The organism is Brumimicrobium sp., from assembly GCF_048268645.1.
GTDB lineage: Bacteria > Bacteroidota > Bacteroidia > Flavobacteriales_D > Crocinitomicaceae > Brumimicrobium > Brumimicrobium ulvae.
The window spans coordinates 22,726-45,321 of record NZ_JBLWVE010000017.1 but is presented as its reverse complement, the minus strand read 5'-3'; the positions used below and the strand labels follow the sequence as shown (position 1 = coordinate 45,321).

The 22,596-nt window shown below is 36.7% G+C and carries 17 protein-coding genes; 5 read left to right on the top strand and 12 right to left on the bottom strand.

The genetic code is table 11. The features are described 5' to 3' along the window. Positions 1-81 precede the first annotated feature (81 nt). Positions 82-381 (top strand): ASCH domain-containing protein, encoded by a 300-nt coding sequence (locus tag ACN0U3_RS12395; protein WP_417266471.1) that lies wholly within the window; start codon positions 82-84, stop codon positions 379-381. A 101-nt stretch (positions 382-482) separates the two neighbouring features. On the opposite strand, the gene ACN0U3_RS12390 is transcribed toward ACN0U3_RS12395, so the two are convergent. Further along, on the bottom strand, positions 483-1,868 hold the full coding sequence (locus ACN0U3_RS12390) for a pyridoxal phosphate-dependent decarboxylase family protein (protein WP_417266470.1): 1,386 nt from the start codon (positions 1,866-1,868) through the stop codon (positions 483-485). A gap of 508 nt (positions 1,869-2,376) precedes the next feature. On the opposite strand from ACN0U3_RS12390, the gene ACN0U3_RS12385 reads away from it, so the two are divergent. Beyond that, on the top strand, positions 2,377-3,501 hold the full coding sequence (locus ACN0U3_RS12385) for a glycosyltransferase family 4 protein (protein WP_417266469.1): 1,125 nt from the start codon (positions 2,377-2,379) through the stop codon (positions 3,499-3,501). A gap of 232 nt (positions 3,502-3,733) precedes the next feature. Here the strand turns inward: ACN0U3_RS12385 and ACN0U3_RS12380 are convergent, their stop codons facing one another. The 4 genes from ACN0U3_RS12380 to ACN0U3_RS12365 are packed head-to-tail and all read right to left on the bottom strand — an operon-like array spanning position 3,734 to position 10,296. Continuing rightward, on the bottom strand, positions 3,734-7,210 hold the full coding sequence (locus tag ACN0U3_RS12380) for an efflux RND transporter permease subunit (protein ID WP_417266468.1): 3,477 nt from the start codon (positions 7,208-7,210) through the stop codon (positions 3,734-3,736). Positions 7,211-7,214: 4 nt separating this feature from the next. Beyond that, a complete protein-coding gene (locus tag ACN0U3_RS12375) occupies positions 7,215-8,342 on the bottom strand; it encodes an efflux RND transporter periplasmic adaptor subunit (protein ID WP_417266467.1) in 1,128 nt (375 codons plus the stop codon). A gap of 14 nt (positions 8,343-8,356) precedes the next feature. Beyond that, positions 8,357-9,685, bottom strand: coding sequence for a TolC family protein (locus ACN0U3_RS12370; protein ID WP_417266466.1), 1,329 nt, complete (start codon positions 9,683-9,685; stop codon positions 8,357-8,359). Further along, positions 9,685-10,296 (bottom strand): TetR/AcrR family transcriptional regulator, encoded by a 612-nt coding sequence (locus ACN0U3_RS12365; RefSeq protein ID WP_417266465.1) that lies wholly within the window; start codon positions 10,294-10,296, stop codon positions 9,685-9,687. The genes ACN0U3_RS12370 and ACN0U3_RS12365 overlap by 1 nt, the downstream gene beginning before the upstream one ends. A 239-nt stretch (positions 10,297-10,535) precedes the next feature. Between ACN0U3_RS12365 and rnhA the strand changes: the two genes are divergently transcribed. After that, positions 10,536-11,000 carry a ribonuclease HI gene (gene rnhA / locus ACN0U3_RS12360; protein WP_417266464.1) on the top strand — a complete coding sequence of 155 codons (465 nt, stop codon included), beginning with the start codon at positions 10,536-10,538 and terminating at the stop codon, positions 10,998-11,000. On the opposite strand, the gene ACN0U3_RS12355 is transcribed toward rnhA, so the two are convergent. Beyond that, positions 11,001-11,249 (bottom strand): four helix bundle protein, encoded by a 249-nt coding sequence (locus tag ACN0U3_RS12355; RefSeq protein WP_417266463.1) that lies wholly within the window; start codon positions 11,247-11,249, stop codon positions 11,001-11,003. A 195-nt stretch (positions 11,250-11,444) separates the two neighbouring features. Between ACN0U3_RS12355 and recJ the strand changes: the two genes are divergently transcribed. Then, positions 11,445-13,178, top strand: a complete 1,734-nt coding sequence (recJ, locus tag ACN0U3_RS12350) for a single-stranded-DNA-specific exonuclease RecJ (protein ID WP_417266462.1) — start codon at positions 11,445-11,447, stop codon at positions 13,176-13,178. Between the two features lie 51 nt (positions 13,179-13,229). On the opposite strand, the gene ACN0U3_RS12345 is transcribed toward recJ, so the two are convergent. The 6 genes from ACN0U3_RS12345 to ACN0U3_RS12320 all read right to left on the bottom strand — a co-directional run bounded on the left by ACN0U3_RS12345 (position 13,230) and on the right by ACN0U3_RS12320 (position 20,598). After that, entirely contained in the window at positions 13,230-14,390 is a 1,161-nt protein-coding gene (locus ACN0U3_RS12345; protein WP_299207651.1) for a mechanosensitive ion channel family protein, read from the bottom strand. A 10-nt stretch (positions 14,391-14,400) separates the two neighbouring features. After that, complete coding sequence (dnaG, locus tag ACN0U3_RS12340; RefSeq protein ID WP_417266461.1) at positions 14,401-16,368, bottom strand: DNA primase; 1,968 nt, start codon at positions 16,366-16,368, stop codon at positions 14,401-14,403. Positions 16,369-16,370: 2 nt separating this feature from the next. Beyond that, positions 16,371-16,781, bottom strand: coding sequence for a toxin-antitoxin system YwqK family antitoxin (locus tag ACN0U3_RS12335; RefSeq protein ID WP_417266460.1), 411 nt, complete (start codon positions 16,779-16,781; stop codon positions 16,371-16,373). Between the two features lie 88 nt (positions 16,782-16,869). Then, the gene (locus ACN0U3_RS12330) at positions 16,870-18,192 is read right to left on the bottom strand and encodes a 1-acyl-sn-glycerol-3-phosphate acyltransferase (RefSeq protein WP_417266459.1); all 1,323 of its coding nucleotides are present in this window, start codon (positions 18,190-18,192) and stop codon (positions 16,870-16,872) included. Between the two features lie 685 nt (positions 18,193-18,877). After that, complete coding sequence (locus ACN0U3_RS12325) at positions 18,878-19,927, bottom strand: sensor histidine kinase (protein ID WP_417266458.1); 1,050 nt, start codon at positions 19,925-19,927, stop codon at positions 18,878-18,880. Then, positions 19,924-20,598 carry a response regulator transcription factor gene (locus ACN0U3_RS12320; protein ID WP_417266457.1) on the bottom strand — a complete coding sequence of 225 codons (675 nt, stop codon included), beginning with the start codon at positions 20,596-20,598 and terminating at the stop codon, positions 19,924-19,926. The genes ACN0U3_RS12325 and ACN0U3_RS12320 overlap by 4 nt, the downstream gene beginning before the upstream one ends. Before the next feature lie 241 nt (positions 20,599-20,839). Here ACN0U3_RS12320 and ACN0U3_RS12315 point away from each other — a divergent pair, with 241 nt between their 5' ends. Beyond that, positions 20,840-22,051: a porin gene (locus ACN0U3_RS12315; RefSeq protein WP_417266456.1), complete on the top strand. Its 1,212-nt coding sequence runs from the start codon at positions 20,840-20,842 to the stop codon at positions 22,049-22,051. Positions 22,052-22,596 lie beyond the last annotated feature (545 nt).

The window sequence follows — 22,596 nt, the reverse complement described above, 5'->3', positions numbered from 1 at the left end:
GTTATTTAAGGAATGAAAATTCGTACTTTAACAGAAGATTATTTTTAATTCGAAGTCATCCGACTTTTATTTACCAAAAAAATGCAGAAATTAAGCTTACACGAAGATGTATTTGATGCTTTGAAGAAAGGCAAGTTAACCACCATTAGAAAAGGTCGGAGAAACATTGCTTTAGGCAAATTATTGTTTGAAAGCGCTAGCACAAAACGTCAACAAATCGTAGAGGTAGTTTCCGTATATTACACAGACTTGGCAAATGTGACAAGTGAAGACTTAAAAAATGATGGATTTGAAGACCATGACGATATGCGAGAAAAGATGCAGCGTTTCTATCCTGAAATCACCTTAATGGACGAAGTTACGGTGATAAAGTTCAGATGATTATTAGTTTTGAATTAGGAATAAATTGGGGTTAGTTCCACTTAACCAGAAGTCAATTTTTACCAAAATACCATTTTAATCCGAGAGAAAGCATTTCTCAATTATATAGTTTTCACATCACTATACTCCGGCATGTGTTCTTCAACGAATTCCTCTAACCTTTTAAAGAAAGCTAAAATTTCATCATGGCTATTTTGAGCATTAATGGTAACGAAGCGAATAAAATCATTTTCTTGAAAGTTTCCGTGACTCACCATCAATTCGGCCTTTTCATAGAGTTTCACCGACAGCTCCTGTGCGGGAATGTTTTTGTAATTGAAGCACACTGAGATCGAGTCATCAAAACTATAGAAAGTATAATCTGGATGATTTTTCACATATTCTCTTGCGGTATCTGCTAGGGCAAATTGGTGATCAACAATTTTCTCAAGTCCCTTTGTACCCACACTTTTCCATAAAGTCCAGAACTTCAAAGCATCATTTCTTCGACCACATTGTAGTGAAGTTTTCCCTGGGTTAAACTCATCCTCATCAGTTTGAAAAAGGTACTCTGCATCGTTTGCAAAGGAGTCACGCAAATGCTTTTTGTCTTTTACCACAATAATGGAACAAGTTAAGGGCGTACCAATCATTTTATGGGCATTGAAGCTAAAAGAGTCTACATTTTCGAGGCCTTTTAGGTGATGTTTGTATTTTTTACTGAAAATAACAGAACCACAATAAGCACCATCTACATGCATCCAGACATCGTGTTTTTTACAAACCGCATTGATTGCCTCTACGTTGTCAAACGCCCCCAAAACAGTTGTCCCTGCAGTGGCATTAACCAACACAGGGAGTAAGCCATCAGCAACATCTTTTGCAATGGCTTTATCTAACGCCACAGGGTCCATTTCTCCAACATTATTCACAGGAATATAACGCACATTGTCTCTACCGATTCCAGCAAAAGCAGCATTTTTCGGAATACTGTAATGAGACTCTATGGAAGTATAAACCGTCATTCTTTGACGAACACCTTCAAATCTCACTTTACTGTTTGCAGCATCACGGGCCATTAACATAGACATGAAATTGGTCAGCGAGCCTCCAGTAGCAAAGGTTCCATCAGCATTTGTATCCCAACCGATTGTTTCACAAACTTTACGCAAAACTACTTTCTCAACACCTACCTGTGCGCCTGCAGCTTTGTAGGTGTACATGCTATTATTTAACAAAACAGCAAGCAATTCTCCGAGTACTGCTTTTTCATTTCTCCCTCCATACAGCTGATTAAAAAAGCCGTTTGTTGCAGTTCTTGGTGTTGCCATAATCAAGGCCTTCAACTTCTCCAAATGTGTTGCATCATCAATCGGATTGTCGTTTAAAGAAAGGTCTAAGCGGTCGAACAACTGCTCTGCTGGAATATAATCCACAACAGATTTAACTTTTTCATCTGCTAATAATTCTGACGCTAATGATTGAAAAACGGCTAATGCTTTTTCCATAATACTATATGCTGTTTCGAAGGAAGCGCAATAAAAACATGGTTCTTAATGTGATTATTCGAATGATAAAATGTTATCGGTTCTCTTTAATTTAATGGACAAAAGTACTGCTTTTAGTTTAATATAAATAAAAAATCTTGTGAGTTTATGCCTTTGCTCCAAGTGTATTGAGTGAAGCCTCGTAAAATTGAACCACTATGGACAAAAGTACCATAGGTTCACATGAGAATAAAATTCTATGCTTAAAAAAATAGTTGACCATTAGATATTAGACTATTTGTCTAACATCTAAAGTCTACTATCAAATAAGATTTTTAGAAGCTAAAGCGAGATGCACTAATCCCAAGGTCTATCAATAACATAGTTTTAACTCTTTCTGAGACCAATAAATTAAACGTTAAGCATTATATTTCTTCTAATTGTCCATTGTACGCCCCCGTTTATACAAACTTGGCACCAAACATTAAGAGTAGCCATAAATAAGGAGAATATTAATATCTTTGGGAACATGAGAATAGGCATAAATGCGAGGTTTTTACTAAAGAATAAAATGGAGGGTTTTGGGTGGTACACTTATGAAACCATGTTGAGAATTACCCAACAGCACCCTGAGCATGAGTTTATTTTCTTTTTTGACAGGCCTTTTGATCAAAAGTTTATCTTTTCAAACAACATCACTCCAGTTGTGGTTAATCCACCTGCAAGGCATCCAATATTGCAAATCATTTGGTTTGATTATGCAATTCCAAGGGCTTTAAAAAAGTACAAATGTGATGTTTTTGTTTCTACAGATGGCTATTTATCACTAAAAACAGATTTACCACAACTCACGGTAATTCATGATTTAAATTTTGAACACAATCCAAGTGACTTGCCCAAAAGCGCTTTGAAGTTTTTAAAAAAACGATTTCCATTATTTGCTCAAAGGGCCGATCGCATCTGCACGGTTTCTCATTTTTCAAAAGCGGATATTATTGATACCTATGGAATTGAAGCTGATAAAATTGATGTCACTTACAATGGAGTTTCTCCTGTATTTCAACAAATACAAACGGAAGAAAAAATCAAAGTTCAACAAGAATTCACAGCAGGTCATCCTTATGTTCTCTTTGTTGGAGCAATCCATAAACGCAAAAATCTTCAACGATTGATAGAAGCCTACTCCAAATTAAAATCAAAAGGGGCCATTCCACATCATTTATTAATTGTGGGGGAATCCATGTGGAAAAGTCAAACCATTAAGGTTGATGAAAACATGAAATCCTTTATTCACTTTACAGGACATGTTTCCTTAGATCGTTTGGCTAAAATTATGGCAGGTGCAGATTGTCTTTCTTTTGTAAGCTACTTTGAGGGATTTGGTATACCATTGGTTGAAGCCATGCAATCAGGAGTTCCGGTTTTAGCTGGAAATTTAACAGCCCTTCCTGAGATAGGAGAAGATGCCGTTTTGTATTGCGACCCCTATTCTGTAGATTCAATAACCAGCCAATTAAAGGTCATTCTAACAGACAAGGACTTAAGGGACGAATTAATTGCAAAAGGTTTAGAGCGCGCCAAAGCCTTTTCTTGGGATTATACCGCTAGGGATTTGTGGAAGGCGGTGGAGAAAATAATTGATCATGGACAATAGATAATTGTTTTTGTGCGGTTTGTTCAAACTGGCATGCCGATGATGACGTATTTTTTAACTTACTCTTTATCAGTTCGTTTAATTCAAAATCATATATTATTATTTTATAATCTACTGGAAATCAGTGGTCGAAGACCAACGTCATCCTTGCACCCTTTCATCATGTGAAACAAAAAAGCGGCACCCTATAAACAGAGCGCCGCAATTTTGAGTATAATTTATAACAAAAGAACTAAACGTTAGTTTTCAAGGTCCATTTCATTTTCTTGTAGATCCACACTTTAAATCTATAAAGACTCAAATACATTGCTGGGACAATAACTAAGGTTAAGAAGGTTGCGAATGTCAAACCATAAATAATCGTCCAAGCCATAGGTGCAAAAAACATATTATTGTCTCCACCAAAGAAAATGTTGGGATCATAATCGGTTAACAAACCAACAAAGTCAATATTTAATCCCGTTGCCAGTGGCAATAATCCAAGAACTGTTGTTATTGCCGTTAACAAAACAGGACGTAAACGTACTTCTCCCCCACGGATTGTAGCTGCTACGACCTCATCATCTGGCTCTAATTCAGTTTCTTCAAGGCCTAATTTATCACGATTTTCTCTACGGATAAGATTCGTGTAATCAATCAATACAATAGAGTTATTTACCACAACTCCAGCCAACGAGATAATACCGATCATGGTCATCATAATCACGAATGTTTGTCCGCTCAATGCTAATCCCAAGAACACTCCAATGAATGAAAGAAGAACAGAGAACAAGATAATTGCAGGAGTAGAAAACGAGTTAAACTGTGTTACAATAATCAACAATATTAAGAAAACAGCGATTAACAAAGCATTACTTAAAAAGGCCATTTCATCCGCTTGTTCCTGTTGTTGTCCAGTAAAACTATACTTCACATCTTTAGGTAACCCTCCTTCCGATACATAGTCTAACATTTTTTCTTTAAGCGCTTCAACCACTTCATTTCCATTATACCCTTCGGTAACATCTGAGGAGATAATCACCTTTGAAGTTTGATCCTCTCTTACCACTCCCGTGTATGAAATGTTTTCTTCAGGTTCTTCAATCACACTTCGAATCGGAATATTCAACAATTGTCCTTTGTTATTTCTAAACATTAATTTTTGATCCAACAAGGCATCCAAATCATAACGTGAGTTTTGTTTGAATCGAACGACCATATCATAATTTTCTTCGTCCTTTGTGAATGTTGCAATATCTGCTCCCAAGAGTGCTTGGCGAATGGCCATACCCACTTGTGATGTAGAAGCATTTAGTTTTCTCACTTGATCTCTATCTACCACAATCGGAATCTCTGGACGGGTTGCTTCAACGTTGAGTTTCAATTCATCCACACCTTCAACAGCTTGACGGTCTAGATACTTCTTCACTTCAGTTGCAATTAAGATCAGCTCTTTATATTCTCCTTTAGAAATATTCGTCAACTCAATATTAATTGGGGCCTCTTGAGGCGGTCCCATCTCATTTTTCTTAATCGACAATTGAACGTCAGCTGGAAGAATTCCCCTTAGTTCGTTTTGTAGTTTCTTTAAAATATAACCTGTTGTATTTAATGAGTCACGGTATTGGAACTCGGTAAAGTCGATGGTAATTCTCGCTTTATGCGGGGTATTCCCCATGTCCATCCCTTGTTCACTTGTACCTTTCCCAACCTGTGCGATAATGGACTGCACCAAGTCTGATTTTTTCACATTATTTGGATCCATTCCTTCCATGTATGGACTTAGAATCTCATTGATTTTTTCTTCAATTAACAATGCAGATTTGTTTGTTTCCATAATGTCCGTTCCAATTGGATGCGTTATGAATACGTTTGCAAACTTGGCTTGATTTGAAGGGAAGAACTCAACCTTTGGTTGATTCAATGTAAATAAAACAATAGACCCAATAAGCAATACGAAAGTCCCAACGATAAATAGAATAGGTCTTGACCCTTTCAATGCGAAAGTCAAAAAATTTCTGTACCATCTTTCTAGTACCGGTAATAACTTTTCTTGGAAAGCAACTGTACCTGGAAAGAAAACAAAAGTATTTAGCAATGCTATGATTCCAATTAACATTACAATATTACCAAAAACAACCATATTAAACATCACCAACAAGAATCCTATTCCAATGGTAGCTGCACCATAAATTAGGGTTTTCGTTTTCTTTGGTTTTTTTTGTTCAACCGTCATGTATAATGCCGTAAGAACCGGGTTAATAACCAAAGCAATAAACAAGGATGAGCCTAAAACAATCATCAAAGTAATGGGAAGAAACTTCATAAACTCACCAAATATTCCAGGCCATATCGCCAACGGAACAAAGGCCGCTAAAGTTGTAGCTGTGGAGGCAATAATTGGCCAAGCCACTTCACTAACTCCATGAATTGCTGCTTTAAATGGGGGATAATTTTCCTCATCCATTAAACGATATATGTTCTCGACGACCACAATTCCGTTATCCACCAGCATACCTAAAGCAAGTACCAGGGCAAACAACACAATAGTATTTAAGGTAACCCCCATTGTTTGTAGAATCATGAACGACATCAACATAGAGAGAGGAATTGCTACCCCAACAAACATAGCGTTTCTTGCACCAAGGAAGAAAAGTAGAACGATAACCACCAATATTACTCCAAACACAATAGAATTCTCAAGGTTAGCCACCATATCACGTGTTTGGTCAGATTGGTCATTGGTAATAGAAACATTTACCCCTCGAGGAATAACATTTTCATCTTTGGCTTTTTGAACTATATCATTGATTTTATCAGCGGCAATCAATAAGTTTTCACCACCTTGTTTAATAATGTCAAGCATCACCACAGGAGAACCAAACTCACGTGCAAAAGAAGTGGTATCCCCATTTCCAAAGTACACATCAGCAATATCCTTCAATTTTACCGGCATATAGTCTTCTTGCTTCACGATAATCTCTCCAAGTTCTTCTGCATTTTGGAACTCACCATCAATCATAATGGTTTTTCTCATTCCATTCATTAAGATTTCACCTCCAGAAATTGTTGCGTGTTCTGCAGAAACAGCATTCTCGATGTCAGTTATCGAAACTTGAACCGCTTCAGCTTTCAAGCGGTCAACATCAATACGCATTTCCTCTTCCTGAACACCACGGATATTCACTTCATTGATTTCAGTTAAATCTTCAATCAAATCCTTAAGGTCCTCAGCAATTTCTTTTAATACCTTTGGACTATCACCACTCAAGTTGATGTTCATGATTGGGAAATCACTAGGATTAATCTCGAAAATATTGGGTTCAACAGGTAATTCCGGGAAATCTGACTCGGCACGCGCCTGATCTACAGCGTCTTTCACTTTGTTTAATCCATCATTGACATCTATTCCAAATTCAAACTTGACACGAATGGTTGTATATCCGTGTTGTGAATCGGCATTGATTTCGTCTACTTTCTTGATCGATTTTACTTTCTTTTCAATGGCCTCAGCAATTTTCTCTGACATATATTTCGGAGAAGAACCTGGCTTAGCAATACCAATATAAATTTCAGGGATTTGTAACTCTGGAAAGTTTTCTTTGGGCATCGATTGGTAAGAAAAAGCTCCACCAATAAAAAGGATCGCAATAATCAAGAAAACTGTTTTGGAGTTATTCACTGCCCAATTGGACATTCCAAAAAGCTTTATTTTATTTTTCTTTTCCATCACTCTATTTTATCTCGATTCGAACAACATCTCCATCAGAAATTCCGCGCCCTCCTGCTGAAACAATTAAATCTCCTGCGTTAATTTTAGTATCGATCAGGTTTATGGCTGCACTATTTTGGTATTGACTCACTACTTCAATCATAACTTGCTTTGCAACATAGTTTTCACCTTCTTTTTTCAATACAAAAATATAACTTTCGTTTTTCTGAGTTTTTAATAACGAAACAGCGGGAACCACTACAGAACTATCAATAACCAAGTCTGTAATGTGCATTTCAGCTAGCATATTCGGCAATAATCTCTCATTGTTCTTGATTTTGGCTTTAATTCTGAACGTTCTATTGGTAGGATTAATAAAGTTTCCTACAGAACTGACTTCCAAATCAAAGGTATCTCTAAGTGTCGGCACAAAAACTTCAACCTTAGTTCCTTCTTTTATTGTTCTGTAATAGTGTTCAGAAATATTTCCGATAACATCTACTTCTTTATTGTTGACTAGCCTTAAAATTGGAGACTGCGGACTTGCCATTTCACCTTCATGTGTAACAATCTCATCCACCACTCCACTGTATGGTGCTCTCACAGTAGATTTAGACGATTGTGTTTTTACCGTATTCAATTGTGAGCGCAAAGCCGCTACTTGGTTTTTTGCTTGCTTCAATTCAAACTCTGTACCTACACCACGATCGAAAAGTTGTGATTGTTTTTCTAAGTTATACTCTGCGAAATCAAGTTGCGTTTGAAGTTCTTTAATATTACTGGCCAATATTTCAGTGTCAATTCTTGCCAACACTTGTCCTTTTGAAACTGTTTGACCTTCTTTTACAGTAATGGAGCGAATTAACCCACTTGCCTCGGCAACAATCATTGCTGCTTTATCGGTTTCAATATCTCCTTGCACAACCACTTTATGTTTGAATGTTCTAATTTCCGCTGGCGTTGCTTCAACAAGAGGTAGCATAACTACCTTCGCAGTATCCAAACTTTTAATTTGCTGGTCAATCTCTGCTAATTGAACTTTTAAAGTTGATCTTTTCTCCTTTAACTTATCCAATTTCGCATCTGAACCACAGCTCGCTACTGATGTTAGTATTCCTAAAACAATCAGTGATTTAAAGTATTTTTTCATCGGTCTTAAAACTATTATTTTCTTATTAATTCATTGTATAATTTGTCCAACTCTAACCTCTTGTTGAACACTTCCACCATTGCACTTACATACTGACTTTGGGCTTGTACAAGTTGATTGTATTTTTGAGTCACCATGATACTGTTTTCTTTTCCAATCTCTGCTTTTACTAAAGCATTTTCATGAATGATTTTAGCCAACTGAATGTTTTGTCTTTGCAATTTCAAATTTGCTCTTGCACTTCTCAATTCATTATTCAACTGAACTTCTTGGGCTTGTAAAGAGCGTTGAAACTCTTGGACCATTAACTCATCTTGTTTAATGGCTATCTTGGCTTTTTGGATTTTCGCCCATCTCTCACCACCTGCGAAAATAGGTACGGTGAGTTTCAAGCCCCATACTGTTTGGTTAAACCATGATTGGTTACTCTTGAAAAAATCAAACTCACTTCTGTAAGCGTTAAACTGATGATTAAAGAACCCAACCAATTGAGGATAATTGGTCATTCTGATGTTTTTCAAATCATATTCTGAAAGAACTTTTTGTTTTTTAAGTAATTCTAACTCTAAGTTGTTTTCAATTTCTCCTGAAAGTTCCCTTTCTTGATCCGACAATAACTGATCTAAATCTTCAGTTAACGTAATTTCCTTATCCATCGGATAAGCCATTGTTAATTTAAGCATAACCAAAGCATTTTGATGTGCGGTATTGGCTGCAACTAGGTTGGCTTGAGCAGACAACAATGAAAATTCAGTTTGCTGAACTTCTTCTTCAGTAATCAAACCGATTTCATAAAGCGCCCTTTGCTTGTTGATTAATTCTTCTGTTAAGCCAACCAAAGTATCCACAAAAGCTTTATTCCTTGCACTTACCAAAGCCATTTGATAAGCTTGCGTGACATTCATCAAAACATCTTCTTGTGACTTCTTGATGTTTGTTGAAACAAATTCGGTATAGAATTTTGACACTTGTAAACCAATAAAATAAGATCCATTAAAAATCAATTGATTTAATGTTGCTCCAGCATTGGCATTGTATTCTTGACCCATTCGAAACTCAACGTTTGTTCCTGGCTGTCCCATCAAAGCACCATCAACTACCTGAGTAGGGATATTAATAAACTGTTGAAAGCTTCCCTCGGCATTAATTTGTGGCAAACCCATTGCTCGTGTTTCTACAACTTGTTTTTTCGCGGACTCCAAATCCAACTCTGATCGTTTGATTTGCTCAGCATTTTCTAAAGCATAACTTTGCGCTTCAAAAAGTGAAAACTCTTGTGCAAAAAATGTAGTTTGAATTACAAACACAAAAGTTAAAATTACAACTGTTTTTAAACTGTTCATTACTTATTGTTTTTCATGTATTTTGACATTAACTTTCTTCCTTTATCATTTACGATTCCCCGCAGCTGAAACAAAACTATTTCCTCTAACAACGCACCATACTCGTTTGCTACCACTTCGAAAACATTACTATCTGTTAGCATACTCACAACTGACAAATGTATACCCGCCATTATTTTCGGGTCCAATTCTGCGATGTACAAGCCTTCTTCTTGTCCTCGTATAATATTTTGGGTAATCTGATCGCTAATAAAACTTAATCGGTATTGTTTAATAATGTTCCATGCTTCAGGATAGTATTTTTGTAAGTCATAAAACACCGATGAGTGAATTTCTGTAAACAAACGTGTGGAGAATTCACTAATGCTCATCATGGCATCAATTGCTGTTTCCGACTTTGCTCTTCCGACCTCACAAGCCACTTGATTTCGCTCTATTAAAGTCGTTACGATTTGGATGACCAATTCATCTTTATCTTTAAAATGGGTATAGATGGTTTTTTTAGACATCCCCAACTCTCTGGCTAGGTCGTCCATTGTCACGGACCTAATTCCGTGTCGCAGAAAAATCATTGCTGATTTATCGATTATTTCTTTACGCTTTTTATCCATTTGTGCGCAAAAGTACATATAAATAAACGATGGAAACTATTTTCATGCTTAAAGTTTCCATTATTTAACATTAATTTAATCTTTACTAGATTCAAAACAAAATAAATCAAACCTTAAATATTGATTTAAAGATGTTTACACCTACCCACAAGCCCCTGAAAATCGTTTCAACATTGCCTAAAAAAAATATTCATAGGAAACCCTGTTCTATTTTGGAACAAAAACTTAGCTTTGTTTGTATGGCAATTGAAATTTATACAGACGGTGCGGCGAAAGGGAATCCAGGTCCAGGTGGTTATGGAGCTCTACTTCGCTTTAAAGGTATAGAGAAAGAGCTCTCCCAAGGGTTTCGCAAAACCACCAATAATCGCATGGAATTACTTGCTGTTATTGTTGCACTAGAAGCTTTAAAAAGCAACAAACATAAAGTAACCATCTATTCTGACTCAAAGTATGTTGTTGATGCAGTAGAAAAAGGTTGGGTTTTTAATTGGCAGAAAAAAGGATTTAAAGGTAAAAAGAATGTTGATTTATGGAAACGCTATTTAGAAGTGCATAAAATTCATTCTCCAAAATTTGTTTGGGTGAAGGGTCATGCAGGCCACGCCGAAAACGAACGCTGTGACCAATTGGCGGTAAAAGCAGCTGAGGGAAGCAATCTGCTGATTGATGAGGGGTTTGAGGAAGTGATGAATGATCAATGATCAATGAGTGCGTTTTAGTGCAAACACCAAGTTTTGAAGTGAAACCGTAAACTTATTGACAAAATTAGCTTTGCTTGCAGCAAACTCACCTTCTCTAATCAAAGCACCTACGGCTGTTCCTGAACGAAGTAATTGCTTCGACAAAACATATCCCCTTCTTTCTGCAACTAAATACTGACTTAATCTTACAGTTTGGATTGCAAAAGTAGAACTTTTATCTTCTAATGGCTTTGATTTTTTTTCGCTCATCTATCTATAACAACCATTATTTTTTATTAAATGAGAAGTGATCAATGAAGAATTTTGATGGACCCAATTTTTCTTTATTAATTATACATTTATCATTTTTAATTATTCACTTTTAATTATTTTCACCCATAATTAATTAGAATACCTCAATATTTTTCCTAACTTAAATAAGACCTAAATCAAAATTACCAGGAAATGAATACAAAATGGCTTATTAAAGACGCTCCAAATTTAGATAAAGTAGAAGCGTTAAAAAAAGAAATGAATGTTTCTGAAGTTGTAGCATATATGTTAGTCCAACGAGGTATAACAGATTTCGATGCTGCACGTTCTTTTTTCAGAGGAACACTTGATGAATTACACGATCCTTTTCTAATGAAAGACATGGATAAAGCGGTGGACAGACTCAATAATGCACTTGAAGAAGGGCAGAAAATCATGGTTTACGGAGATTATGATGTAGATGGAACCACTGCAGTGTCCTTAGTTTATGGATACCTATCGCAACTGACAGATTTAGTCGCTTACTACATTCCAGATCGTTATGAAGAGGGATATGGTTTGAGTGAAAAAGGAATTCGTGTGGCGCATGAGCAAGGGTTTTCTTTAATTATTACACTTGATTGTGGAATTAAAGCCAATGACAAAGTGGAACTTGCCAATACACTTGGTGTAGATGTAATCATTTGCGACCACCATACTCCAGGAGAGCATCTTCCTGAGGCTATAGTGCTCGATCCCAAAAGAAAAGACTGTTCATATCCTTACAAAGACCTCTCAGGTTGTGGCGTTGGATTTAAACTTTTGCAGGCATTAATACAGAAAAATCAATGGGATGAAACTCCTCTTTTAGCCGATTTAGATTTACTTGCCATTAGTATTGCGGCTGACATTGTTCCGGTCACAGGAGAAAATAGAATACTCGCGCAATATGGACTTAAACAACTGAATGAGAACACTCGTTATGGTATCGACACCATGCTGAACCTTGCGAAGAAAGAAAAACCATTGTCTTTTACCGATATTGTTTTCACAATCGCACCAAGAATTAATGCTGCGGGGCGAATCGATGATGCTAAAAAAGCAGTTAGACTCTTAACTTCTAAAGATGAGCAGGAGGTCAGAACAATAGCCCAAACCATTCATGATTATAATGAAGAGCGCAGGGCACTTGATAAAAACATCACTGAGGAAGCTTTGGCGGCAATTGAAGCCGATTCAAACTTTGAACAAAAATGTACAACTGTAGTTTATGATGCCGACTGGCACAAAGGAGTAATTGGAATTGTTGCCTCACGTTTAATCGAAAAGCATTATCGTCCTACCATAGTACTTACCCAATCTGAAGATGGTGAAACTTGGACAGGTTCAGCACGAAGCATAGCAGGTGTGAATATGTACGATATCTTAGAACAGTGCAGTGAAGTGATAGAAAAGTTTGGAGGACATTACTTTGCTGCTGGGTTAACCTTAAAAGGTGAGCACCTACCTCGTTTTATTGAATTGTTTGATGAGGAGGTACGTAAAATCATTGGTAGCGAAAGTCTTATTCCGGAGCAAATCATAGAAAAAGAATTGCCTTTTGGTCATTTATTTAATCTCGGTGAATCTATTTACGAAGTTCCACGACTGATGCGAGTTTTAAAGCAGTTTGAACCACATGGTCCAGAAAACATGAAGCCTTTGTTTGTGGCAAGAAATGTATATGCCCATGGCGCGAAGCTTTTAAAAGATGAGCATTTAAAAATGAAGGTTTATCAACCCGATTTCCAAAAACACATTGATGCTATTTACTTCAAATGTCCAGAAGCTTTAGACATTGTAACCCAAGGAGCATTTGATATGGTTTTCACCTTAGAAGAAAATCAATTTAGAGGAAGAACCACACCTCAATTAATGGTGAAGGATATACGACCTCATCAAGGATAAGTGTGAATCGTTTTTAGGGGCAGAAAGCAGAAGATCAAGAAGAAGTTTTCCTTACTCTTTAATTGCATCAAGCCCCGAAGACTTCCCATAATTGGGACGATCTTCTTGTGACATGTGTATTGTTCGTTGTGGGAAAGGAATTTTGATTCCATGTTCTCTAAAGAGTCTGTCGATTTCAAATCTGATTTCAGACATATAGTAATCGGAGAACCATTTCTCTTCCGCCCAAAACACGACACCCATTTCTAGGGCATATTCACCGAAGTTAATAATTCGTACTGAAGCCCCTTTGGTTTTTTTCACTTCGGGGTGACTTAAAACAGCTTGTTTTAGGATTTTCTTCACCAACTCTGTGTCTGTACCATAGGCAATTCTCATATTGATATGAAAACGAGTAGGCCCTTGATTGAAGGTCCAGTTTTCTATTTTATCTTGTGTCAATAAAGAGTTTGGAATAATCAAGGTGTTTCCATCACGTGTTTCAACTTTAGCCGTTCTCACATGAATTTTCAAGACCCTAGAAATTATGTCTTCCCCAGTAACTGGACTTGTAAAACGAACGATATCTCCTACTTTCACGGTTCCTTCAAAAAGCAAGACAATCCCAGAAACCAAATCCCTGAACATGCCTTGAAGTCCTAAAGCTAAAGCAGCAAAAACCGCTGCAGAACCTGCCAACAATACACTTAAATCAGAAAACAGGAATTGCAATGAGATGATGGTCGCAAAAGTATAAATGATGTATTTCGCGAGTTGAATATAAACGAATCGCGTTCCTTCATCAAAGTCTTTATTCCCTGTAAATCTACGATCAATATAAATTTTAAAGATGTTGATAATAAAACGAGAAAGTGCAAACACGAAAATAATGGTAATCACATCCATCATGCTCAGGTGGAATTTACCGTCAGCCATTTTCGGAACAATATCGTAGCTTAAAAATTCGCGTATAGAAATGTTCTCATTTTCGAGTCTAAAAGCCTGAAATCCGACCACAAAAGCGGCCAAATACAAGACCTGATTCAACACTCTCAATAAAGTAATTCGCGTTCCCTTAATTTTTATGTTGGGCTTTTTGAGGTAACGACTTAAGATACGTTTAATGAATCGATTGAAAATGATTGTCACCACAATGGTTGCAATCCAAATAAGGACCACCAAAAAGGAAGCCTTATAAGTACCTATAGTAAAATCAAGAAATAATGTAAACATGGTCTTTCAATTATAAAATTATTCGTCCCAGTTGCTCTGCGAACCTTCCTTTAATTCGTTCAAGTAGAATTTGTTCACTCAACAACTCATTTACCACCTCAGGTTCATAGGTCATATTGTTCTTTAACTCTTCCTGAATTTCTTCAATTCTTCTCATTATCACAGAATTCTTAAACGCATAAAGTGATTCCTTAACCGCTTGTGGTATTTTATGTATTTCCTCCGTTGTTTCAATCTTAAAATCACTCAACCACTTTCGACTCAGTTCATAACGTGGCGACATAATATCTGTAACGAAGCTCACTATTTCTGGATCTTCATGACGCAAAAAACGCGCAGGTTCATAAAATATATTTTCTTCAAGTCCTTGTACACAAAGCAAGTAAATCTTCTGAAGCAAAGGATTATGAAAACTTAAGTCATCTTTTTGCAACTCATGAATAATTAATTCAGCCACACTCACTTCTACAGGTTCACCTGTGTTTTCTTCAGGTGCTTCCTCTAGTTCGATTGCACGACTTCCATAAAGGACTAATATTCTGAGTAAGTCAAACTCTTGGTCGTAGAAATCTCTGAGGGTACTTTCACCTTGCTTCGGTGCTTTTTTCTTTATGAACTCAACGTCTGCCTCCTCTTGTGGAACTGGAAGTCCTCTACTTTCATTTTGTTTTCTACGTCGAATTTTGTTCAACTCATTCAACAAGGTCTGCTCTTCAATCTCGAATTGATCTGCCGTTTGTTTGAGGTAAACAGAACGTGTGATACTGTCCGGTATTAAGGCGATAGAGCTTATAATTTCTTTAATCAACCCAGCACGTTGGATAGGATCGTTTTCTGTTCCTTCAAGTAAAACATCGGTTTTAAATCCGACAAAGTCTTTTTGATTCTCGTGTAAATAAGCCTTTAGCTCTTCTGTACTTACGCTTTTCGCAAAGGAATCTGGGTCTTCACCTTCAGGGAACAAAGCCACTTTAACGCTCATTCCTTCTTCCAACAACAAATCAATTCCTCGAAAAGAAGCCTTAATTCCTGCTGCATCACTGTCGTATAAAACGGTAATGTTTTGCGTGTACCTTTGAATCAGTTTAATCTGACCTTTTGTAAGGGAAGTTCCACTACTTGAAACTACATTTTCAACACCAGATTGCGACAAACTAATTACATCAGTATATCCTTCAACTAAAAAACAATTGTCTTGTTTAATGATTTCGTTTTTCGCAAAATAAATTCCATACAGCACCTTACTTTTATCGTAAAGGATACTTTCCGGAGAATTAAAATATTTTGCTGTTTTTGAATTCGTTTGTAAGGTTCTCCCACCAAATCCTAATACCTTTCCTGACACAGAATGAATGGGGAAAATCACCCTTCCGCTAAAGAAATCGAATTTCCTGTCGTTGCTGGTCTTGGTTAATCCAAGTTGTTCTAAATACTTTTGCTTGTATCCTTTCTCCAGCGCAGTATCGGTAAAAGATTTTTCACTTCTTGGACAGTACCCCAGTTGAAACTTTTCAATGGTATCATCTCTAAATCCTCTTTCTTTAAAATAAGTATACCCAATGTTTTTTCCTTCATTGGTATTCTTAATGGTATCAACAAAAAAGTCTTTTGCGTAGGTATTAATGATTTGCAGACTTTCTCTCTCTGTAAGTTCTTGTTGCTCCTCTGGCGACAAAGGCTTGGCCTCTGGCAATTGAATATTGTAGCGCTCTGCTAACCACCTAAGAGCTTCAGGATAACTGAATTGTTCCAATTCCATTAAAAATGAAACTGCGGTTCCTCCCTTTCCTGTAGAGAAACATTTAAAAATTTGCTTGGCTGGACTCACCATAAAAGAAGGTGTTTTTTCTTCTGTAAATGGGCTCAGTCCTTTATAATTTGATCCAGATTTTTTCAATTGCACATATTCGCCAATGACCTCTTCAATACGCGCAGTATTCATGATTTCATCAATGATATGTGAAGGAATTCTAGACATTTTTACTTCGAATAATTTTTGGTTTCAACGAGTTGACCTTGTTCATCGTAGAACTTCCACTCTCCGATTGGCTCATCGTTTAGGTATTCACCTGAATAATGGATTGCACCGTTGGGGTGTTTCACAATGATGTGTCCATCTCTTAATCCTTGCTTGTATAAAGTGATGCTCAATTCAGTTCCTTGCTCAGAATAATACTTCCATATCCCTGTACGCTTACCCTCTTTGTCTTTTCGACCAGTAATTTTAACTTGTTTATGGCCAGGATACCATTCAGTATATTTCCCGTTTTCATCTAAGACAGTCAAAGGTCTATACGTTTCTTTGATCACTTCTGGTCGTGTTGGTTTCTCTTCTTCTCCACAACTTGTGATTAAAAACATTGTTAAAGCAAATAAAATAACTTTCCTCATCCCTAAAAAGATTGAATTATAATGTTCAACAAAAATACGTTATTTATTAGAATCAACCTTGGGAATTCTAAATAGAAAACTTCTGAGTTTAGTCATCAAAAAGCAATTCCTTTAATCGTTTTTTTTCTGACTGTAATTCCTGTAAAGTATCTTTTCTGCTGACCATCAAAAGCATATATCTCCACTTGTAACTTATGTGTTTTAAATACTTAAAAAACCAATACGCGAAGACACCTGTCAGTGGCATAAGCATCAGATATATGGTCATCCCCAACCAGCTTAGGTCAAATAAGTGATGACCAGCAATTAAAAATCCTGCATAAGACAATGGATACAGGAGAATTCCTACCATAATAGCGAGCGGTGCGTAGTACTCTATGTCTGAGGACAGTTTAGGGACTAACCAGTCGGTAAACAAATATTGAAATATGTTATGTAATACTCCAAAGACTGCCAAAGGCAAAGCAATCAAAATAAAGATCAGAGAAGTCAAAAATTGCCTAAAAAATAAGGTCGATCTAAATTTTCTATCCAAAAAGTCTGCACGGACATTCATCTTTTCGAGTTTCCAATTGATGGCCTTTATTTTCTGCCTAATTTCTTCGACTCTCCATGGTTGAATCAATTTCAATTCATCCAATTTATTTTTAATGTCCTTAAGTTCATTCACTTGTCGTTGCACTCCTTTTTCATCTGAAGGAACATATTTCGTATTCAGCACCTTGTAAATATCATCCAAGAGTTCTTCTTCCTCTTTGGTTTCTGTAGTCACCAAGACTTTTTCCAATCGGCTTCTGAATTGATCGGTCAGACTGTAAACTGCAGTTTTTGGTTCCGTTAAGTACTGTTCATAATGATCCATCACCGTTCTGGGTTGGTCTACATCTATGTATATATTACTGCGAAAACGTTCGGGTTGAGAATAGTTAATGCCAACCGCAACAACTTGCAAATCGAGTTGACCCTTATTCATTTTTTCGGTTTCTAAGGCAATGCGAGCGGTACCGGTTTTCAGTTCTCTGAGCACCCTTTCTTTATATGAAGTTCCTTCGGGAAAAATAACTAATGTTTTTCCTTCGCTCAACACTTTGTAACATGCGCTTAAAGAATGTTGATTATCCACCCCCTTGGTTACGCCTTCCCCTTTTCGGTTGATGGGAATCATGTTTAGAGAGGTCAACAGTTTTAATTTGAATTTTGAATCAAACAGAGTGGCTTTTGCCATGTAATAAATCGGCTGATTACACACCATTCCAATTACCCATGCATCCATCAAAGTATTGGGGTGATTCGCAATGATGATCATGGGCTTTTTACCTGCAGCAAGATACTGCTTATTATTCACCTTAATTTCACTGTAATACAAGCGAATTCCAACACCTATAATAAATTTTAATATCCGATAAAGCATACGCTCGTTTTTGACAAGTTATAAAAAAAGTCTAAAAATGAAGTTCTATATATCTAAAAATAGGTTTTATATGATTTTGTACGGTTGAAATTTAGGACCTGAATTTTTGTTCTTTCCTGAAATAGCGAAAAGAAAAACCACGTCTCAAATTTTTCGAGACGTGGTTTTTAACAACTAAAGTTTCGGACATACGCTATGCGGGTAGACAGCGTTTTGGCTTGCCATTGTTTTGTCATCATTTTTATATTGCTTCGCGATAAAAATACCGCCAAAACAGAATCATCAGTTGAGTTCATAACCCCGAGTTGCGCTTCGCTTACACGGGGTTATCAACAGTTGACCCATTCTGGGTCGTGTGCAGTTTTTTAGGGCCATAGATTGATTTTCAAATAATTAAAGCGAGAATCAATTTTCATGATTTATAACTTTCTTGTTAGCTTGTCTTCGAAGTTTTAGTTTGATCAATTGGGCTTGTTTACAACAAACTTTTGGTTGAGCTTCTGCTTGCCATTGTTTTGTCATCATTTTTATTTTGCTTCGCGATAAAATGCGGCCAAAACAGAATTATCGATTGAGTTTACAACCCCAAATCGCCCTTCGCTTACACGGGGTTATCAACAGTTGACCCATTCTGGGTCGTGCGTAGTTTTCTATGACCAGAAATCTGACTTTCAAACAATTAAAATTAAATCGATTTTGGAGATTTTCTTAATGAAAATGAAAAGGTGCTTCCTTCGCCGAGCTTACTTTTCACTCCAATTGTTTCCTTATGCGATTCGATGATGTGTTTGCAAATGGCCAGTCCTAAACCAGAACCACCCTCTTCCCTATTTCTGCTTTGTTCAACACGATAAAATCGCTCAAAAAGTCGCGGAATATCTTTCTCAGCGACTCCAATTCCATTGTCCGAAACCTCAGTAATTAGCGACTGATTGACTACTTCGAAACGGACCACAGTTTCACCATTAATTTTAGAGTAATTGATTGAATTGGCGATCAGATTTGTTAAGACTTGACTGATTTTAGGACGATCCGCCTTCACATAAAGTGGTTCATATTTTTTTGCCATCCTTACTTTCACCGACTTTTCTAAAGCCCTCTCTTCAAATGAATTGATGATGTCTTTGGTCAGTTTTACAATATCGAAGGATTCCATTCTTAATTCTACCCGATTGACTTCAAGATTCATGATTTGATCAAGATCTTCAAGAATTTCAGTCATCCTTTCTGCTGCAAATGAAGCTCTTTCGAGGAATTTTCTATTGACTTTTTCATCTTCCAACCCTCCCTCTAAAAGAGTAAGAATATATCCTTGAATACTAAACACAGGCGTTTTCAATTCATGGGCTAAGTTACCTAGAAACTCACGTCTAAACGCTGCCTGCTCCTTTAATTTGGCAATTTCTTTTTTTCGTTCTTTGGCCCACATCATTGATTCATCAGCGGCCTTTCCAATGATATCCGTATTTAAATCAATTTTCGGTTTGCTTACTTGTACATTACTGCCCTGGTCAATAATTCTAAATATGGTTTGAATACGATCTTCGATGAAATGCTTCAATAGGAAATAACTTATTCCAAAAAAAAGCAAAGCACTTACCACAGCAATCAGCACGATATACAGTGTTGATATTGGAGAAACATATGCGCTGTAAAAACTCAACAACACAGAAACCAAGATGATTTGTGCAGCTGCTCCAATCAATAATACATGTATAGGTTTTATGTTTTTCATTGCTCAACAAAAGTATAGCCAACACCCTTAACTGTTCGAATATATTGGTCCCCAATTTTCTCTCTAAGTTTACGAATATGGACATCCACCGTGCGTTCGCCAACAATAGTATCATCTCCCCAGACCTCATTCATAATTTGATCTCTATTGGATACAATTCCTGGTTTTTTCATCAAGAAGGCCAACAATTCAAACTCTTTTTTGGGTAAATATAATTCTTCTCCTTTGAATAAAAGGAGAAAACGGTCAGTATCTAACTTTAATTCCGAACTGGACTTCTCTACTTTTGATATTGGCGCTCTTCTCAACAAAGCTTCAATTCTACTCAACAAAACCTTAGGACGAATAGGCTTGTTAATGTAATCATCACCTCCTGCTGAAAGTCCTGCAATTTGCGAATAATCTTCTGACCTTGAAGTTAAAAATGCAATCAATGGCTGGACGGGAATATCCATCTCTCGAATAGTTTCGCAGACCTCAACCCCATCCATTTTAGGCATCATCACATCGAGCAGAATCAATTCAGGCTGAACTTTACGACATAAAGCAACAGCTTCCTCTCCGTTGGTTGCTGTAACCACATTATAACCTTCTTTTTCCAAATTGTAAGTAATCATTTCTAGGATGTCTGGATCATCATCTGCGAAAAGTATAGTTGTATTTGTATTCATTGTTTTCAATTTAACTTGTCCAAAGATAAACAGTCAGCAACAGGAGTATGTCATCTGCATTTTACCTTTAAGTTATCAAAATGATACCAACGTTAAGCAATGGTTAAATCCGCATTAAAAAAATGGTGCTTAACCATTCAAACCTTATATTTGAGGATAAAAACAAACTATCCCTCTTCGAAATAGCTGCATAAAGCCTCTATTATCAACGAATTGAAGACAGTTAATAATTATTTAATCTATGGTTAATTTTAGATCTTTTATTTTCATCGTATTTGCTTCACTGTTCACCCATTATTCCTATGCACAGGTAAAGGACTATTCCTTTGGAGAAGGGTTGCAATACACTGCAAAAGATTCCACATTTGGTATAAAAGCATCTCTTCGTTTCCAGTCCTTATTCATGGCCAATTGGAATGTCCATAATGACAATTTAAATGATATAGGAAATTTAGAAAGCAACATTCTTATTCGAAGAGCACGCTTAAAATTTGATGGTTTTGCTTATTCACCAAAGCTAAGCTACAAGGTTGAGCTTGGACTTTCCAACCGAGATTTAGATCATGAAGGTGCAAAATACTATGGCGAGGGAGGTAATTTAATACTAGACGCTTATCTTAAATGGAACTTTTACAAAGGTTTTTCATTAAAAGTGGGCCAATTTAAACTGTCTGGAAATAGAGCGCGTTTGGTTTCTTCAGCGGATATGCAGTTTGTAGATCGTTCTATTTTAAATAGCCGTTTTAACTTAGACAGGGATATTGGAGCGAGTTTACATTACGACAAAGTATTAGGAAAGCAATTTGGACTCCATTTAAGTGCTGCATTCGCTCAAGGAGAAGGGAGAAACATTACTTCTGGAAACATTGGCGGCTATCAAACTACATTTAAAATAGAGCTCATGCCTTTTGGTAAATTCATTAAGAAAGGGGCTTATGTTGGTGGAGATGTTTACCGCGAACAAAAACCAAAACTTGCAGTTGCTGTAGCTTTTGATAGAAATGCAGGAGCAGGAAGGGCCAGGGGAAATAAAGGTGCTTTCTTCCCAGGCGGTATTGTATTACAAGATTTATACACAGGTTTTGCTGATTTCATGTTTAAATACAAAGGATTCTCTATGATGGGAGAATATGTAATCCGTCAAACCAGCAGCAACAGTCCTATGCTTGTAGACCAAAATGGAGGTTTTACCCCTTTTCAATATTTCACAGGAACTGCTGTGAACCTTCAAGCAGGATATGTATTCAAGAACAATTTTGAATTGGCAGCAAGGTATTCTCACTTGGGACCAGAAAGCTTTTCAATGGCTGATATATCAAATCATTATACACTTGGCGCTTCAAAATACATTAAAGGTCATAGTTTAAAAGTTCAGACTGATTTGGGTTATATTCAGAATCAATTGCTTGATGACGGTTTGACATGGAGGGTTCAAATTGAGGTTGGATTTTAAATCTATATTGTTGGCTTGATTCTATACCGAATTTAATACTTGCGTTGAATTTCTTGTAGAATTAATTACTGAATTTCATGAGGTGTTGTATTTAATGGCAGCACCTCATTTTTATTTCACTCAGGCTTTAAACCTACCAACCCCAACAATCCGCAGATGGTGTTCTCTTTCATCAATTTCACAACCTTCATCCCTTTAGCAGTAAATTAAAGTTGCGCAGTCTTTATTTAAAGGTTCTACCCTCAATTTTCTGGGCTACGGCATTACATTTGAGAATAAGCCTTAAAGATTCTTTAAGAAATAAACTTTTTAAAAATCTGCGATTATCAGAAAACACCACACTTGTGCAGAACGAAATCGAAGTAGGTGAAAAAACCTACGATTATCCGCAATGCTTGCTGTTCTGCTGAGCTACTTGATTTAAAAACTCAGATTTAAAGACAAAACCATTGCTGTTTAAAACAAAGCAGGAGATCACTCCTACTGTATTTTTCATCAAAGTAAAATCAACACCCTAAACAAAAAGAGGCGCACCGAAGTACGCC

Bases quoted from the DNA above. Each gene is read 5' to 3' on its own strand.
- ACN0U3_RS12380 (WP_417266468.1), bottom strand. From the start codon at position 7,210: ATGGAAAAGAAAAATAAAATAAAGCTTTTTGGAATGTCCAATTGGGCA.
- ACN0U3_RS12315 (WP_417266456.1), top strand. From the start codon at position 20,840: ATGGTTAATTTTAGATCTTTTATTTTCATCGTATTTGCTTCACTGTTC.
- ACN0U3_RS12375 (WP_417266467.1), bottom strand. From the start codon at position 8,342: ATGAAAAAATACTTTAAATCACTGATTGTTTTAGGAATACTAACATCA.
- recJ (WP_417266462.1), top strand. From the start codon at position 11,445: ATGAATACAAAATGGCTTATTAAAGACGCTCCAAATTTAGATAAAGTA.
- dnaG (WP_417266461.1), bottom strand. From the start codon at position 16,368: ATGTCTAGAATTCCTTCACATATCATTGATGAAATCATGAATACTGCG.
- ACN0U3_RS12370 (WP_417266466.1), bottom strand. From the start codon at position 9,685: ATGAACAGTTTAAAAACAGTTGTAATTTTAACTTTTGTGTTTGTAATT.
- ACN0U3_RS12335 (WP_417266460.1), bottom strand. From the start codon at position 16,781: ATGAGGAAAGTTATTTTATTTGCTTTAACAATGTTTTTAATCACAAGT.
- ACN0U3_RS12330 (WP_417266459.1), bottom strand. From the start codon at position 18,192: ATGCTTTATCGGATATTAAAATTTATTATAGGTGTTGGAATTCGCTTG.
- rnhA (WP_417266464.1), top strand. From the start codon at position 10,536: ATGGCAATTGAAATTTATACAGACGGTGCGGCGAAAGGGAATCCAGGT.
- ACN0U3_RS12325 (WP_417266458.1), bottom strand. From the start codon at position 19,927: ATGAAAAACATAAAACCTATACATGTATTATTGATTGGAGCAGCTGCA.
- ACN0U3_RS12365 (WP_417266465.1), bottom strand. From the start codon at position 10,296: ATGGATAAAAAGCGTAAAGAAATAATCGATAAATCAGCAATGATTTTT.
- ACN0U3_RS12385 (WP_417266469.1), top strand. From the start codon at position 2,377: ATGAGAATAGGCATAAATGCGAGGTTTTTACTAAAGAATAAAATGGAG.
- ACN0U3_RS12320 (WP_417266457.1), bottom strand. From the start codon at position 20,598: ATGAATACAAATACAACTATACTTTTCGCAGATGATGATCCAGACATC.
- ACN0U3_RS12355 (WP_417266463.1), bottom strand. From the start codon at position 11,249: ATGAGCGAAAAAAAATCAAAGCCATTAGAAGATAAAAGTTCTACTTTT.
- ACN0U3_RS12395 (WP_417266471.1), top strand. From the start codon at position 82: ATGCAGAAATTAAGCTTACACGAAGATGTATTTGATGCTTTGAAGAAA.
- ACN0U3_RS12345 (WP_299207651.1), bottom strand. From the start codon at position 14,390: ATGTTTACATTATTTCTTGATTTTACTATAGGTACTTATAAGGCTTCC.
- ACN0U3_RS12390 (WP_417266470.1), bottom strand. From the start codon at position 1,868: ATGGAAAAAGCATTAGCCGTTTTTCAATCATTAGCGTCAGAATTATTA.